A 16,873-nucleotide genomic window follows, 5' to 3' on the forward strand; every position below is an offset into this window, starting at 1 on the left:
GCATTGTGTTGAAACCTGCAGAACAGACTCCGGTCAGCATTCTGGTGCTGGCTGAACTGATTCAGGATATTTTGCCACCGGGCGTGTTGAACATCGTCAATGGCTACGGGGTCGAAGTCGGCCGTCCACTGGCGACCAATCCCCGTATTTCCAAGATTGCCTTTACCGGTTCCACCGCAGTGGGTCAGATGATCATGCAATATGCGACTGAAAATATTATTCCGGTGACTCTGGAACTTGGCGGTAAATCACCAAACTTGTTCTTTGCCGACATTATGGATCAGGAAGACGATTATCTGGACAAGGCACTGGAAGGCTTTGCCATGTTTGCCCTGAACCAGGGTGAAATCTGCACCTGTCCATCGCGTGCGCTGATCCAGGAAAGTATTGCTGACGAATTTCTGGCGCGTGCCGTTGAACGGGTACAACGCATTAAAACCGGGCATCCGCTGGATACTGACACCATGATTGGCGCGCAAGCCTCACAGGAACAGCAGGACAAGATTCTGGGCTGTATTGCCACTGGTCGTGAAGAAGGCGCACAGATCCTGACTGGTGGTGAAGCACGTCAGGAAGTGGGTCAAGGTTTCTATATTGAGCCGACTATCTTTAAAGGCACCAATGACATGAAGACCTTCCAGGATGAAATCTTCGGGCCTGTATTGGCTGTGACCACCTTTAAAGACTTTGATGATGCGATCAAGATCGCCAATGATACGATTTATGGACTCGGTGCCGGTGTCTGGTCACGCTCAGCGCATACCTCTTACCGTGCAGGCCGTGCTATTCAGGCAGGTCGGGTCTGGACTAACTGTTATCACATCTACCCTGCCCATGCGGCTTTCGGTGGTTATAAAAAATCAGGGATTGGGCGTGAGAATCATAGAATGATGCTGGATCATTATCAGCAGACTAAAAACTTGCTAGTCAGCTATTCGACCAAACCAGCCGGGTTCTTTTAAGAAGTGAAATACATTCAAAGCGAACTTCGGTTCGCTTTGAATGTATGGTAGCTAGCTTTCACAAAATATCAGCAACATCTTCAAGCTGCGGCCAATTCAAATAAAGTTTTTAGTCTATAAATACTTTTTTTAAAGGAAAGAGCATCACCTCAAATTTCTATTTGCAATAGTGTCATTTCAAGATAATTTCACTCTATAAAGATTTCGCCACATTCTCCAGCCATTGAGTGCCAGAAGAATAAAAATAAAATAAAGCACGGCGGTTAAATACAATGACTTATAGCTATACATGCCGACATAAATCACATCTAACACACACCATAATCCCCAGCTTTCAATATATTTTTTTGCCGCCCAATAACTTGCCACCAAGCTAAAAGAAGCCAACATGGAATCCAACCAAGGGAGTGATGCTGTGGTGAAATGAGCAAATAAGGCGCCAATCACCAGACCGGCGACAATACCCACAATCAGGCTATATACCCAGATTTTTTTATTCAAATAGCCAATCTGCACGGTGATAGCCTGGTCATGATTTTTCTTCGACCAGCTATACCAGCCATACAGTTGCATCAAGATAAATACGGCTTGTAATGCTGCGTCTGCAAATAAATTGACACGATAAAAAATAATCATATATAAAAATACAGCGACAATATTCACCAACCAGCAGACTTTATATTGTTTGGAGGTCAACCAGACACCTAAAACGTTTAAAATAAACGCTGCAATTTCTATATTTTCCATAGCAATATAACCTGATTAAGCAGCCAATTTAGAAGTTCAGATTGAATGACAAGGTTGCTGTACGCGGCGAACCCAAGAATAAATAATCATCACCCAAAAATTCACCTGCATCACGCCAGTATTTCTTGTTGAACAGATTATTAATATTCAAGCGCAGCAATGCATCGGTCGTATTTAGCTTAAATTGATAAGCAGCGCCTAAATCAACCACACTATAACCTGCAACTTTCGCAGCACCCTCTTTGTTGGCATATTTGCTGGAACTGTATTGACCACCTGCCAGAACAGTGAAACCTGCAATGCTCGGTACGTTATAGCGAAGATGTGTTGCGAAACGAGCTTTTGGCACGTTTTGCGCCTGATGATTACCATATTCAACCGCTTCCACATTTTCTAAACGGGCTTTGGTCAAGGCTAAAGATGAAGTTAAGGCCAGATGGTCGGTTAATGCACCATTCAGTCCTAATTCCAGGCCCTGACTATGCTGTTCGCCTTCCGCAATAAAATAGCGAAGTCCTGAAATCGGCTTGCTATATTGATTGTCCTGACGTAAATCAAAAACGGCTGCAGTCAACAGGAAATCATGGATCTGTTGTTTGAAACCAATTTCATATTGCTCTGAATAGATCGGCGCTAGAGTTTCAGCCGCATTCTCTGCAAACCAAGGCGCTGTTTTTCCATCTGACAAGCCTTTAGCATACGAGGCATAGACGGTAGTCGATTCCAAGGGGCTATAGCTGATCGCAAATTGCGGTAAAAATTTGCCTAAATCAGTATCGCGGACTTTTACCCGATCTGCATCATATGCTTGTTCATCCAGCTCGATCCATTTTCCGCCAATCAAAGTGGTCCAATGTTCATTCCATTCAATACGATCAAGAAACGTCAATGCAGTTTGTTTACTGTCTAAAGCTTTAAAATAAGGACCTAGATTTCCTTCTTCTGGGATCCTGTCGTAGGTATCTTGGTAAATATTACCAACATAGTCTTCTGAATTTATGTACTGGTTTATACCGTTGTAACGATTTCTAGATTTATCGGTGTAAGTCAAATCAAAGTTAAGGTGATGTTGTACCCAATTGGTATCAATCACCCCATCCAATTTGACTTTAAATTGATTGGTTTTAAAGGTGTCATCCGGATTACGAAAATCATAAATATCATACTCGCCAGCTTTACCAAACGTGTTACAGGAATACTCTTCCAGACAGCCTTCCCGATAATAACCATAAGCAAAGCTTGAATAGTCATCAACTCTGGATTTACTGTGTGCTGCAACGAGTCCCAGGTTCCAGTCACTATTCAAAGCATAGCTATATTTTAAACTGCTATTCAGACTATCGATCTTGACCGGTTTACCCCAAGTCTGATAACCCAGCAATCGATCCCATTTCACATTTTCTGGGACTTTGCCATCGAGTAATTGATAACCTGGCACTGATTTTTGTTCGGAACGCTGTGCTTCAAGATCAAATTCCAATTTAGATTGCTCAGATGTTTTCCAATCTAAGGCCAATGCCGCTAAATAGCGTTCACCATCCACATGATCGACATAAGACTCAATCTGTTCATTCACCAGATTGATGCGATATCCGAATTGTTGCTCATCACCCCAAAAACCACCTAGATCAGTTGCCACTGAAAACTGTCCATGTTGATCAGCAGAGAATGTCAGGGCCTGGATATCTTTAGGTCGCTTGGTGACATAATTGACCACACCACCCGGGGTCGACATACCACTTTGAATCGCGGAAATGCCTTTTAAAATTTCCACACGTTCTTTGTTTTCAAGTGCAACATTTTGTTCACCACGAATCACATTGCCATTAATGAGGTAGCTTGATGCCAAATCGAGTGCAAAGCCACGCGAGACAAAGTTTGGATAATAGCCAATTGCAGCATAGCCCTCACCGATGGCTGCATCATTTTTTACCACATCGCTCAGCACACGAGCATGTTGTTCAGCAATGAGATCGGCAGTCAAGATAGAGACCGATGCAGGGAGTTTTTGCAGACTGTTCGTAGCAAATCCTTCAACATTCACTTTGGCACTCGAGTAAGGAATGCTTTGATCGGCGGTGATAACAATCGTGTCAAGCTGTTGCACAGCGTCTTCAGCATAAGTCAGCGGGGCTAAACACAGCTGCGACAGAATGATCATATTTAAAGATCGAGTTAATACATTCTGTTTGAGTTGACGAGTGTTCATACGAAACCTTATGTCTGTGAAGTGGGTGATGATGCTGGGTTTAGAGAGAGCATTGAGAAGCTTGCAATTCATGTTGAATGAGCCGAGTTAAAGTCTGGGTAAATTGTTGGCCTTGTTCGCCAAAGAACCAGTCCACATGACCGATAATCCAGTCGTAATAAGCCGCATCTGCATGGTTGAGGTTGTGGGTAATACCCACAAAATACTCCAGCTCTGAAAAAGCGAAATCTAGATGCACGATTTTCAGCAGTTCTGGCAAAATATCCTGAATCAGTTCAGCCAGCACCAGAATGCTGACCGGAGTCTGTTCTGCAGGTTTCAACACAATGCAGTTGCCCGCAGCCAGGGCAGGTGCCAGTTTCCAGACAGCCATCAGAATCGGGAAGTTCCACGGGATAATTTGACCCACGACGCCCAACGGCTCATGAAAATGATAAGCAATCGTATCTTCATCAATTTCGGAAATGCCGCCTTCCTGCGCACGAATACAGCCGGCAAAATAACGGAAATGGTCAATAGCCAGCGGAATATCGGCAGCCAGCGTTTCACGGATCGGTTTGCCATTGTCCCAGGTTTCTGCCACTGCCAGCAGTTCCAGATTTTGTTCCAGACGATCGGCAATTTTCAACAGAATATTGGAGCGGGTGGTCGGCGATGCTCTGTTCCATTGTTCTTTGGCTTTGTGCGCTGCATCCAGGGCCAATTCAATGTCTTCTACAGAAGAACGCGGAACCTTGGTAAAGACTTTGCCATCTACCGGAGAGATGTTGTCAAAGTATTCACCTTTGACCGGAGCGACCCATTCGCCGCCAATAAAATTCTCGTATTGTGCTTTAAAATGAACTTTTGAATCAGGTTGATTAGGATCGACGTAACGCATATTTATTTCCTTTGCTTATTTTCGTATGGCAAAACCGCTTCTACAGCTTTGGTATAAGGTACTTCTGCACCTTATTTGATTAATATAACTGGTATAAGGTTGGAAAAAGGTTGGGGCTAGCATGTTCACGATATTTTCATCCATTTTAAAAAAATAACGATTACAGCGGATGTAAATCATGAATTGTTGTGAGAATAAGGAATGATGACAAAACAAGATTTGATGGAAAAAAGGCACAATACTGATCAGCTTCGGCAAAACAGCAGTTTGTCTCCCTTACATGCAGAACAGCTGGGACAGAGTATTGCCAGCTCCTGGCAACGTTCATCCTCGGCTGAAATCCCGAAGAATCGTTTAGCAGCACCGCTGACGGATTTAAAAAAGACCACTTCTTCCTCAACTTTAGCCCAAGCCCTGCAACATTGTGCTCAGGATTTAAAACATATTGCCGAGCAATCTTCTATGGTGCTGGCGGTCGGAGATATCGGCAGCACCATCATTTGGGCAGCTTCTAGCCCACAAATGCAAAGTGCCGCAGAAAGTGTACATTTTATTGAAGGTGGGCAATGGCGCGAAGAGCTAGTCGGAACCAATGCATTGGCATTATCCTTAAAAACTCAACAATCCAGCTGTGTCTTTTCCAGTGAACATTACATGTCCTCCATTCATGATTGGGTTTGTTACGCTGCCCCGATTATTGATCCCTATTCAAAACAGGTCTTAGGTGTCATTGATCTGTCGACTACCTGGCCAAAGCATAACAGTTTAGCACTACTAGCTGCGGAGCGCTGTGCTACGATCATCCAGTCGGCTCTACTAGAATGCCAGAAGCAGCGCCTGTTTATTCGAGCTTTTTCAGTACCTCAAGTGCTGTTTAATGGCAAGATGCTGGTTCTGACTCCTCGACAGATTGAAATTCTAGCCATTCTGGCCTTATGTCCGCAGGGCCTGAGTCTAGATACCTTGCATCAGGCCTTATATGGCGAACGCAAGGTCAGTATGGGGACTTTAAAAGCAGAAATGTCACAATTACGCGATTTATTAGGTGGTATGCTGGGTTCCAGACCCTATCGTTTATTGGCGCATGTAGAGGCTGATTTTTTAATGACAGAGCAATCTTTAGATGCTGGGTATATCGATTCAGCCTTGAAATTATGTACCGGCGTATTTCTGGCCAAAACAGAAAGTCCATTTCTATGCGCCTGGAGAGATTGTCTGGAATCACGCCTGAGCGATGCCATTTTCAAGGCTAATGAAACCGATGTCCTGCTGAAACATGTGGCACATTTTCCTGAAGCGATTGATGCTGTAGAACGCCTGATTGAACTGATGCCCAAAAACCATCCCGTTCATCAGACTCTGTTAAAATATAAAAATCTTTAAAGCTGATGTAACTGTCGGTACAAAGCTAAACAGTTAAAATAGGAATATTCTGGAATATTAAGTATTATCCTTGCTTACTGTGAGTTTACTTATTAATTTAGACTGAACCTGATCCTAAAATTTTTATCAGTGGCTACCCAGTTTGCCGTTTGCCTAGATGCTTGATATCAGCTACGCTCACCTTCATGTCATTTGAAGGACGCGCAGTTTATTCCTCAGGGATCAAATATAATCGTAAGATAATGCGCTATGAAATTTTATTTGTGGCTAGAACGGGCTATAAAAAAATAGTGGCATTTTTCTACCATGGGATTAATGTCGATATTCATAATGAAGGGGACTTCATAAAAAAGAAACACCCCCCGCTTTTATCCTCTTATGAAGGCAAAAGGATCAGCCAGGAACAGGAAAATGCATGTCTGCTCTTGGCACACTTCCTCAGGAAGTGAAACAGGGGCTGTTAAAAATGTAAGTCAGATACTTGGAGAGAATACTTACATTGAGGTACTACATCGCCGCTTTAAAAATATCTACCACTTGGGCATGGTTGGCTTTACGTGGATTGGTCAACATGCAGGCATCTTTTTGTGCATTTTCCGCCATGATGGCCAAGTCAGCTTCTTTTACATTCAATTCCGTCAGCCCAGATGGAATACCAATTGAAGCCGAAAGCTGACGAATGGCGCCAATCGCTTCATAAGCTGCTCCAGTTACGGTTAAACCTTCTGTATTCACCCCCATCAATTGGGCAATTTTGGCATAACGTTCAGGACAAGCAATCAGGTTAAATTCACAAACATGGGGGAGCAGAATTGCATTACAAACACCATGCGGCAAGTTGTAGAAGCCTCCGAGCTGATGTGCCATCGCATGCACATATCCTAAAGAGGCGTTGTTAAAGGCCATTCCGGCAAGATATTGGGCATAGCTCATGGCATCCCGTGCTTCCAGATTATCCCCATTCGCCACTGCCAGGCTAAGCCATTCGCTGATCATGGTAATCGCCTTTTCTGCACAGGCATCAGTGATTGGATTTGCTGCCGTAGACACATAAGCTTCTACTGCATGCGTCAAGGCATCCATACCTGTTGCCGCAGTCAGCCCTGCAGGTTTGGCCAACATAAGTTTAGGGTCATCAATCGCAATGAGTGGTGTACAACGCCAATCTACAATCGCCATTTTCACATGGGTATCGGTATTGGTAATGATACAGAAACGTGTCATCTCCGAAGCTGTCCCTGCCGTAGTATTGATTGCAATCAGTGGTGTCATCGGGACGGTACTTTTATCAATCCCTTCATAATCACGGATATGTCCGCCACCTGCAGTGACTAGACCAATGCCTTTGGCACAGTCATGTGAGGAACCCCCACCTAACGATACAATAAAATCACAGGCATTTTCATTATAAGCTGTAACTCCATGATGCACGTTAATATCAGTTGGATTGGGTTCCGCGCCTGGGAAAATATAACTGTCAACACCCGCCTCTTTCAAATAATTTGCAATATCATCTGCAACACCAAATTTAAACAGCCCCGCATCAGTTACAATCAGCGCTTTCTTGGCACCTAAATTTTGTGCTTTTATCCCGATTTCTTTAGCACAGCCCGGACCAAAAAGTGAAACACAGGGAATATAAAAACCGTTAGTTTGATCTGAAATATTTTTAAAAGCCATGGCGTGATTCCTTCTACCATTAATTGATTATTTTATCGGTGACCCTCACCGTAATATAAGTATTGGATGAAGTTAAAAAGAATCCTACCTACCAAATACCTACCAATTTAAATTTCTGATTCTAGCCAAAATAATGAATCTGAAATATTTAAAAGTAGGTTGGCAAGGTTTAGCAGATACTGAGTAGATTGGTTCAATAGAGGGCATGTAAGTAGCGCACTAGGCTGTTTACTACTTTCTGATTTTAAATAAATACTAAAATGCTTTATTCATTTTTAAGATAAAGATAAAGAGTACAGGGCTTAGAAATACCCATAAAGCCACAAAGCTAATACTGGAGCTAAACTGGGTACGTAATAAAAACATCGCGACGAATAAGAAAATACCCGCAGTGAATTTAGTGTGCGTAGGAAAATTAGCTAAAAAAGCGTAACGAGATTTTCGGGTTTTTAGGATCTGCTTTGCACTTACCGCATAAAAACCAAAACAGCTCAGCCAAAGCAGACCGATCACTGCAATCCATATCATGTTGATGATTCCTGTTGCGTAACTTTTAGTTTGGCGTGAATTTTATTGACCGCCTTTTGCTGAATAGGGGTAATTTTCTGGTGTAACAATAGGGCGAGAAGTGCCAAGTTCCACAGCATCAGATCGATTCGCAGAAATGGCCAGTAAGTTGTAAAAGAATCAATATAATCATGGAAAATGAGATAATAAATATTGATCAGCGGCAGCATAAAAGCAGTACCAATCAGGATTTTAAGCTGAATTTTCCATAAATATTGCTGCGGTGTTAAACATGCCAGAATGAAACTGCCGAGCCAAATACTGAAAAAACTATAAATCTCATAATTTGGTGCACCTACAGGGATGCTGATAAAACGATTCGCATAGAGATAAGCCAGCATGGCAATCGGCAAGCCAAGTATCATGGTGATATTCAAGCGGTTCACCAAATAATGTCCGAGATGAAACCGCGCTGATTTTTTCTGAATCTGGCGTTTCAGACTCCACAGCAGCAGACCGGAGGCAATCATGGCGCAGCCCAATATGCCAGAGAAAAACAATCCTAAACGTAAAGCAGGTTCAGCAAAACGTGCCATATGCAAACCATACATGCCGGCATTGAGTGTGGCAATTGCACTTTCATTGCGTGTATTTTCAAGCAATTTTCCGGTAGTAGCATTTAAAATGAGCTGTGCCTGATTTCTGGTAATGGAATGATCTTTGAGCTGTGTTAAGGTTATGTGTGCCAGCTGGGTATTGGGCTGCTTGACCGTGATATTGTCAAATTCCGCATGTCCCCAGTGTTGCTGCGCCGTGCTAATAAAATGTTGAATTGGCAGCATCTCGGTTTTCACCGGAACCACAGAGTTGGCCAATACATTGACTGTGCGAATTTCTTCAAAATACTGAAAGGGATTGTCTGGATAGAGTTTTTTCATGCCGGAAGGCAGTACGATATAAAAGAAAATCGCCAGCCCGGTAAATGTCATGGTCAAAAAGAACGGCAGGGCAATCACTGAACTAACATTATGAAAATCCAGATAGGAGCGCTGCCCCTTAAATGCTCTTAAGGTAAAAAAGTCTGTCAGGATTTTTTTATGGGTAATGATTCCTGAAATCAGAGTCAATAACATGATAAAGGCAGCAATCGTCACAATCAGCCGACCAATGGTGTAGGGCATACCATAGAGCTGAAAATGAAAATTATAGAAAAAATCTCCCCCTTGGGTGGCCGAGAGGTTTAATTCTTTTCCTGTCGAAGCATCCAGGGTTTTGACTTCATAGCCACCATCCGCTTTTTGCCAGTAGACTTTATTCACAGGTGAATCTTGATTGGCGACTCCGATATACCAGTTTTGGGCGTCCGGTGCATGCTGCTGTAAATAGCTGTAAGCAGATTTTAAGGCAGTTTCCTGATTGACTTGTATTGAGGCAAATTCAGGCTGCATCCATAGACTGATTTCATGCCGGTAATAGGTGACCGCGCCTGTTAAAAAGATCGCGAAGAGCAGCCAGCCAAAACTTAAACCTAACCATGAATGTAGCCATGCCATGGATTGACGGACAGATTTATGCATGGTTTAACCTATGAAGCGGGAGATGGTAAATAAGCTAAGGAAAGGAAGCAGGCTATAGACCGAAAGCTTTTTTAAACTCTGGATACAGAAGATGCCAATCACAAAACAGACATAAAAAATCAGGGCAATAACGGCGGCCAAATAGACGGATTCTGCTTTGGGCAGAAAAGCCTGTAGAAAGTAAGCCAGATCGAGTGCGATCAAATAACTGCACAAGTAGCCCATCCCAAAGCTCATGCCTAAGCGATAGAAAATGGCGAGTGGCTGCACTACAACAGACATCATATTTGGCCTTGAATAAATCTATACTGATGAAAATCTAAAAACTTAATAAACAAAACTTAAAGTCGTTACCAGATACTGTTTTTTATAGGCCTGCTGATTCAATTTTCCGGCCTTGTCTGCTTCTTTGCCAACTTCAATGACATATTGACCTTTCCATGGCGTGGCGATCGTAATCTGGCCTTGGCCGTTGGTGGTGTATTTTTTTAGCCAGAATTGCGGGGAAAAGACTGTGACTTCAACATCCGCAGCAGCTTTACCCTGATACAGTACCGTAAATGTATTGCTGTTGATCTGGGTCGGGACAATATCCAGTTCGGACTCTGCTTTCAAGTTTTGTCTGCCGGATTTGGCATGATAGCTCAGCAATGATTCTCCATAGATCAATTCATGAGTGAGCTGGACATCGGTCTGGCCTTGGGTTGCATAGAGCAAATGATCCTGTTGCATTTGAGGACTAAATGTTTTTTTGGCCTGAACGGCCTTTGCCTGATTGAAAGACTTGAGGGCACCTTGCTGCGTTTCTTTGAGCTGTTCACTATATTCACCAAAGAACGCATGAGTCTGCTGATTTGTGCCACGTTCTAGCCAAAGCATATGCGCCTGAGCTGAAAGTGTCATAGACAGTCCAAGGGTCAAAGCGATCATTTTTTTCATTTGTTTTACCTATTTTTGTGTATGTAGTGATGATTTAGCCCTGAACATGTCATTAAGGCTAAGCTTGAAAATCAGTATTTAAATTTCACGGCAACGCTGTAATTCGTTGGTGCACCATAAAAACCTTGCTGATTGGGGAAATTGAACAGATATTTTTCATTGGTCAGGTTATTACCATTGGCTTGCAAGGTCATATGCTCATTCAGCTCATAGCTGGCCATTAAGTTCACGAGCGCATAAGCATCCTGCTCAATGATTCCAGCTTTCTGGGTAATCACTCCATTGGCGGTTGCTTCAGGCACATCTAGATAGGTCTGATCTTGCCACTGCACACCAAGGCCCAGTTTCAGTTTTGGAAGTTGCGGCACCTGATAGGTAGTTAAAAGATTAAAAGACTGGGTTGGATTGAAGGTACGCGCATCACCGCCATTGATCAGATCTTTCAGGCTAAACTGGGTATAACCAAAGCTTAAGTTTAAATGGTCGCTCAGTTGTCCCGCCAAGCCGAACTCGTAGCCTTGGGAACACAGGTCACTGACCTGAGTTGTGCGTAAAGTCGGGATACCATCAGAATCACGAAGCGGATAATTACTTTGCTCCGTTCTGAACACAGCCATGGTGGCGGTAAGCTTGTCATCTAGCCAAGAACCTTTGACTCCGACTTCATAGCTTTCACCTTCGATCGGTTTGTTAATGCTGCCATCATCTGCTTTGGTGGTTTGCGGACGGAAAATCGAGGTATAACTCAGGTAACCTGTATATTCAGGGCTAAAGTTATAGGTCAGACCGGCATAGGGTAAAACTTTATCTTCATCATAAATGGTGTCGGTCCCATAACTGCTACCACTGCTTTCAGCCTGAACGTAGTTCGCACCTAAAAGCAGTTTCAGATCATCATTCAGATGCAGTCGGGTCGCAGCATAAAGGCTCTGGTTCTTCTGCCGGATATGCATTTCACCACTGGTTTTCGACATATCCCAGCTTGGTTCTTCGGGTGTAAAGCTGGCTAAATCTGTGGTCAGCGGATTGACAAAGCTGCCAGCATAACCCAATTCATCCAGACGGTTTTTGGCCCAGACATAGCCCAATGAGGCTTCATGGCGTTGTCCCCAAAGCGGATAGGTGCCGCTAAAACTCAGGCTGGCTTGTTGTTCTTTATTGTCATCAATATACATGCCTGGGTAGAGGAAGATGCCTGAAGTGCCATTTGCGCCAGGTTTGCCGGACAGAAACAAGAGCTTTGAATCGCGTTGTGTACGTTTTTCATCATAGGTCAGTTTGGCTGTCCAGTCGCCACCCAGTTTTTGTTCAAGCTCGGCAAAGTAACTTTTAATATTGCTATCCCAGTGGGCCCAGCTTGGACTGTAATTATAATTCCGTGAGTAACTGAGCTGCTCGCCTTCAGTATTGATCAGTGGATTAGAACCCCAATTGACACCATTCGGCTTGTGATTGGTTTCGGTATAGCCAGCAGTCAATAGAGTTGTGTCAGTAATATCTGCCTCCACAACAGCACCTATGCCGTTTTTTTCCAGTTCATAACGATCCAGATAACTGTCGCCTGTTTGTTGATAGCCAAATACACGACCTCTGACTTTTCCATCCTGGGTGAGAGGAGAGGATATATCTGCTTCATAGCGCTGCGTATTCCATGAGCCATAACTGGCATTAAAGGCTGTTTGAAGGTCGGATGTCGGGCGTTTGCGAATCATATTAATAGTTGCGCCGGGATCGCCAATTCCATTATTTAAGGCATTCGCGCCTTTCACCACTTCGATACGGTCAAACAAAAAACTGTCTGGATTATCATTATTATAATTATAGCCTTCGAGTGGAATACCAACGCCATCGACTAAAACATTTGAAATCTCGAAACCTCGGGCAAGGTAGGAGGTCCGTTCCGTTTCCTGATTGCTGACGATAATGCCAGGGGTATTGCGCAGTACGTCCCGGGTATTATCTAAGGCAAAGTCATCCAGTTGCTGGCGGGTAAGGACATTGACTGTTTGCGGCGTTTCCTTGAGTGGAATATTCAGTTTTGAGGCGGTTGACGAGTTTTGGATGATATAGGCTTTACTCTGTTCAGAGCTGAGCTCACTCTGTTCTGATTCCGCTGTAACGGTAATCGTCGGTAATTGCTGAGTATCATCGGCAAAACTTTGTTGTGTAACTAAAATCGAAAAACTGAGTAAAGATAGTTTAAATGATGAAGGAACGGTAGAAGACATTTTAGTTAATGTAAATGATAATAATTATCACTAATTTTATTGTTTAATATCTCTTAAAGCAATCTCAATATAATAGGAAATCCAAATGAAAAATGAGTTAATGATAGGTAAATCTACAAATAAAAGTTTAATGTAAAAAGTAGGGAACAATAAAATATCACTGTTAAAAAAAGATGTTATTACCTTACTTTTGTGCTCCTGAACCAATTTGTTTATATACTGCACTATAAATTTTCAAATCCTCAATCTGGAGTGACTTTGTTGCATAAAGGCTTCAGAGATAGATCTTTTCTAAGTTACTCGAATTCAAGTGACAACTTGGGTATGAGGTCGACCTAATTCCGTTAATTTATCGCCTAATAATTTAATGCAATACATTTTGGTTTTGACCAAACTTCGCCGATGATAGCCTGACCATTTCTTCCATAGTGTCCTGCCTAAACATTTAACGGTTCGAAGTAATTCATTTCGCTCTTGCGAATGAACTTTTGTAGTTTTCTAAGGCTTTGCATTTTTTCTGGAGGGAACTACCGCATATGCTTACCGGTCTGCAATGACTTGACGGCATTGCTTGGTGTTATAAGCCTCGTCTGTATAAACTGAATCAATCTGTTCATCCAACGGAATTTGGTCAAGTAACTCCCCAAGGATTCGTGAATCACTCACATTATTCGTTGTGAGCTGAACTGCTCGTATTTGAAGAGTTTTAGCATCTATAGTGGGTATTGGTATGTTGAATGTAGTTCGGAAATTCTGTAATCGAGCCATGGCTTTGTAATAGGGTGGCCAGTGACATCACATATTTGTAGGCATTCAAGGCAGTTTCAGCTCGTAGTCCGCTCAGCATATTTTGTGCATCGATGACCTGTGTGGCGGTGCCCATATCTTCTTTAAAAGACAATTCTTGGATGCGTAAATTTTCCTGTGCGGCTTTCAAGTTTTGTGCCAGAAGTGCATCACTTTGCTGTGCACTGAGTGCTTCGCTATAAGATTTATAAATCAGATTTTCAATTTCTTGCTGGGTGCGTGCAGTGAGTAATTCTGTAGCAGAGCGTTTGAGTTCGGCAGCCTGAATATTCTTGTTTTTATCGATCCCGGAAAACAGGTTATAGCGTGCGGCAACTCCGACAATCCAGTTTTCATTTTGATCCAGACTATATTCGCCAAAAGCAAAAACATTCGGTTTTTTTGCCGCTTGCTGGGCTTTCACATTGGCTTGAGCCAATTGGGTATGCATGAATTAGCTCTACATGCTTTACATGTGGCACTGATGAAAGGCCAAGGTACACAATATTTATGGATTGATTCAACAACTCTGCCAATTTGTAAAAATCAACGTATTTAGCGTCATAAATCATTAATCCGAATTGCATCACATGGTAGAAGCTCAATGGGCTGGTTTTATGGCTGTAAATTACGTATTGCGATGAATCAATTTGGTGAAATTGCCTGTTCTGCTTTATCGAATGGACATGTTGCTAATATAAAAATGGTTGAGCAATTGGTTGCTGGTATAGAAGCAAAACTTTACGGGGATCGAGGTTACATCAGCCAAGAATTAAAAATTAGATTGAAAGATCAAGGTATTGATTTAATTACTTATCATCGAAAGAATATGCAGGCTATTCAACTTTGTGCATCAGATGAATATCACCTAAGACAACGCAATAAGATAGAAACATTATTCAGTTTATTGAAGGGGCAATACAATTTAGTGACGAGTAAAGCACGTAGTCTTCATGGGTTTCTGAGTGGAATTTACGCCTCACTATGTGCATATCAACTCACTCATCAAAATAAGCCAACAATTCAAATTAAGGAATCATCGGCTTAAGCAGGATTCGAGTTAAATAAGCTTTCAAAATAGCTTGATACACTAAAGCTATTTTAAGCAGGCAATGAATATGAAAGAAAACGCTAAAGAAAAATAAAAAAAACAGCGTATGATTTACTCAATGGAATTTTAGATGATGCAGACAAGATGATCCGTAATGATTGGTCACGTGCCGAAATACAAGAAATTTATGACTTGCCTTTAATGGATTTACTGTTTCAGGCACAGCAAATTCATCGCCAAAACTTTGAACCGAATACTGTTCAGGTCAGTACTCTGCTTTCAATTAAAACGGGCCGTTGTCCGGAAGATTGTAAATACTGTTCGCAATCTGCACATTATGATACTGATCTGGAAATTGAAAAACGCGTAGAAGTACAAAAGGCGATTGCTGAAGCCAAACAGGCCAAAGCTTCCGGTTCGACCCGTTTCTGCATGGGCGCAGCATGGCGTAACCCGCATGAACGCGATATGCCGTATGTGCTGGAACTGGTGCAGGAAGTCAAGAAACTGGGCATGGAAACCTGTATGACCCTAGGGATGCTGAATGCCTCACAAGCGGAACGTCTGAAAGATGCAGGGCTAGATTATTACAACCACAACCTTGATACCTCACGTGAATATTATGCCAATGTCATCAGTACACGTAGCTTTGATGACCGCTTAAATACGCTTGATCATGTGCGTAATGCCGGAATTAATGTCTGTAGTGGCGGTATTGTCGGCTTGGGCGAAGGCGTACAAGACCGAGTCGGTTTGTTATTTGAACTAGCGACTATGCCGATTCACCCGGGTTCGGTGCCCATAAATATGCTGGTTCCTATTGAAGGCACACCACTGGCCGATGTTGAAAAACTGGATGTGATTGACTGGATTCGTACTATTGCGGTAGCACGGATTATTATGCCGAAGAGTTATATCCGCTTGTCGGCAGGTCGTGAATCTCTCTCTGACTCTGATCAGGCACTGGCATTTATGGCTGGAGCTAACTCATTATTTTCAGGTGATAAATTGCTTACTGCCCCGAACAGTGGTGAAGGTAAAGACAAAGCCTTGTTTGCTAAATTAGGCTTAAAAGCTGAAGCTGCCAAGAAAACAGCTAAAGAATTGGCTGTAGATGCGATGCAACCTGCTTAATTAATCGTGTAACAAACAGGGATCATTTCAACTTGAATTGGTCCCTTTTTTATTGGAACAGACAAAATGAAGATACTGATGATTACGGGTTGGGGGCTAGGAACAGCGGTCTTAACCCCGTTTGTAGAACAGTTGCGGCAGCAGCATCAAGTTAAAGTATGGGATATTTTCGATCCTAACGTAGAAAGTCTTTTGGCCGAAAAAGTCAGGCAGGCGAGTTCGTTTGATGTCTTGATGGGGTGGTCTTTGGGTGGACAGTTGGCACTTTTGCTGGCTAATGAAATCCAGCAACAATTGAAAATTGCCAAGCCAGTGATTTGCTGTATGTCAAATCCCTGTTTCGTGGCCAACGAAGCATGGCCACATGCAATGCCAGTTGAACAATATACACAATTTAAATCCTCCATACTGGCTGATCCAAAACGCGGGATGCAGCGCTTCTGTACCTTGGTCACTTTAGCTGGCGCAGCAGCGCGTGAACGTGCAAAATTATTGCACCAACAGTTAAATAGTATTGATTTAAACTATCAGGTTAAGCATCTTTATCTATTGCAGCAATTAAATCTAGTGGATATCTTAAAAAATCATTCAGTCAAGATGCTATTTATATTTTCCGAGAATGATATGTTGGTTCCTTACAAAGTTAGTCAAGAATCTGTGTTTTTAACAACCCAAAATCTGAATTTGGTAAAGATACAGGGCACGCACGATGCCATCCTTTTTGATGCCAAGTTACTCGTTGAGCCAATTTTAAAATTTTTAGCCGATCTGGCTTAAGCAAAAAGAGATT

General features: G+C 42.6%; 12 protein-coding genes and 4 pseudogenes. 5 read left to right on the forward strand and 11 right to left on the reverse strand.

All coding sequences use genetic code 11. The features are described 5' to 3' along the window. A partial coding sequence (locus tag MTX11_RS12810) for an aldehyde dehydrogenase family protein (protein ID WP_243475279.1) occupies nt 1–962 on the forward strand: 962 nt, incomplete at its 5' end. 177 nt (nt 963–1,139) lie between these two features. Here MTX11_RS12810 and pnuC read toward each other — a convergent pair. The 3 genes and pseudogenes from pnuC to MTX11_RS12825 form a co-directional block, all read right to left on the reverse strand. Then, complete coding sequence (pnuC, locus tag MTX11_RS12815; protein ID WP_004281962.1) at nt 1,140–1,709, reverse strand: nicotinamide riboside transporter PnuC; 570 nt, start codon at nt 1,707–1,709, stop codon at nt 1,140–1,142. A gap of 28 nt (nt 1,710–1,737) precedes the next feature. Further along, nucleotides 1,738–3,918 carry a TonB-dependent siderophore receptor gene (locus MTX11_RS12820; protein WP_243475280.1) on the reverse strand — a complete coding sequence of 727 codons (2,181 nt, stop codon included), beginning with the start codon at nt 3,916–3,918 and terminating at the stop codon, nt 1,738–1,740. Nucleotides 3,919–4,150: 232 nt separating this feature from the next. Continuing rightward, nucleotides 4,151–4,798 (reverse strand): annotated as a pseudogene (locus tag MTX11_RS12825) (aldehyde dehydrogenase family protein); the annotation flags it as partial. Nucleotides 4,799–4,999: 201 nt separating this feature from the next. Here MTX11_RS12825 and MTX11_RS12830 point away from each other — a divergent pair. Next, nucleotides 5,000–6,181 (forward strand): transcriptional regulator, encoded by a 1,182-nt coding sequence (locus MTX11_RS12830; RefSeq protein WP_243475281.1) that lies wholly within the window; start codon nt 5,000–5,002, stop codon nt 6,179–6,181. A gap of 507 nt (nt 6,182–6,688) precedes the next feature. Here the strand turns inward: MTX11_RS12830 and mdh are convergent. From mdh to MTX11_RS12870, 8 genes and pseudogenes are all read right to left on the reverse strand, one after another. Further along, nucleotides 6,689–7,861 (reverse strand): iron-dependent methanol dehydrogenase, encoded by a 1,173-nt coding sequence (gene mdh / locus MTX11_RS12835; protein ID WP_071850974.1) that lies wholly within the window; start codon nt 7,859–7,861, stop codon nt 6,689–6,691. A gap of 255 nt (nt 7,862–8,116) precedes the next feature. Then, nucleotides 8,117–8,389: a hypothetical protein gene (locus MTX11_RS12840; RefSeq protein ID WP_004647794.1), complete on the reverse strand. Its 273-nt coding sequence runs from the start codon at nt 8,387–8,389 to the stop codon at nt 8,117–8,119. Continuing rightward, nucleotides 8,386–9,945, reverse strand: coding sequence for a PepSY-associated TM helix domain-containing protein (locus MTX11_RS12845; protein ID WP_243475282.1), 1,560 nt, complete (start codon nt 9,943–9,945; stop codon nt 8,386–8,388). The genes MTX11_RS12840 and MTX11_RS12845 overlap by 4 nt, the downstream gene beginning before the upstream one ends. A 3-nt stretch (nt 9,946–9,948) precedes the next feature. After that, entirely contained in the window at nt 9,949–10,230 is a 282-nt protein-coding gene (locus MTX11_RS12850; RefSeq protein ID WP_004647796.1) for a hypothetical protein, read from the reverse strand. Between the two features lie 42 nt (nt 10,231–10,272). Beyond that, nucleotides 10,273–10,884 (reverse strand): DUF4198 domain-containing protein, encoded by a 612-nt coding sequence (locus tag MTX11_RS12855; RefSeq protein WP_004647798.1) that lies wholly within the window; start codon nt 10,882–10,884, stop codon nt 10,273–10,275. 71 nt (nt 10,885–10,955) lie between these two features. After that, entirely contained in the window at nt 10,956–13,112 is a 2,157-nt protein-coding gene (locus tag MTX11_RS12860) for a TonB-dependent siderophore receptor (RefSeq protein WP_243475283.1), read from the reverse strand. 306 nt (nt 13,113–13,418) lie between these two features. Beyond that, nucleotides 13,419–13,829: pseudogene (locus tag MTX11_RS12865) on the reverse strand (transposase); the annotation flags it as partial. Next, a pseudogene (locus MTX11_RS12870) lies at nt 13,819–14,349 on the reverse strand (TolC family protein); the annotation flags it as partial. The pseudogenes MTX11_RS12865 and MTX11_RS12870, both read right to left, overlap by 11 nt. Here MTX11_RS12870 and MTX11_RS12875 point away from each other — a divergent pair. The 3 genes and pseudogenes from MTX11_RS12875 to MTX11_RS12885 form a co-directional block, all read left to right on the forward strand. After that, nucleotides 14,338–14,946, forward strand: a pseudogene (locus MTX11_RS12875) (IS982 family transposase); the annotation flags it as partial. The pseudogenes MTX11_RS12870 and MTX11_RS12875 sit on opposite strands and share 12 nt — an antisense overlap. Before the next feature lie 147 nt (nt 14,947–15,093). After that, the gene (gene bioB / locus MTX11_RS12880; protein WP_004812090.1) at nt 15,094–16,083 is read left to right on the forward strand and encodes a biotin synthase BioB; all 990 of its coding nucleotides are present in this window, start codon (nt 15,094–15,096) and stop codon (nt 16,081–16,083) included. A gap of 66 nt (nt 16,084–16,149) precedes the next feature. Further along, entirely contained in the window at nt 16,150–16,860 is a 711-nt protein-coding gene (locus MTX11_RS12885) for an alpha/beta hydrolase family protein (protein ID WP_005105917.1), read from the forward strand. Nucleotides 16,861–16,873 lie beyond the last annotated feature (13 nt).

It is taken from the genome of Acinetobacter lwoffii, assembly GCF_022809915.1.
Lineage (GTDB): Bacteria > Pseudomonadota > Gammaproteobacteria > Pseudomonadales > Moraxellaceae > Acinetobacter > Acinetobacter lwoffii_M.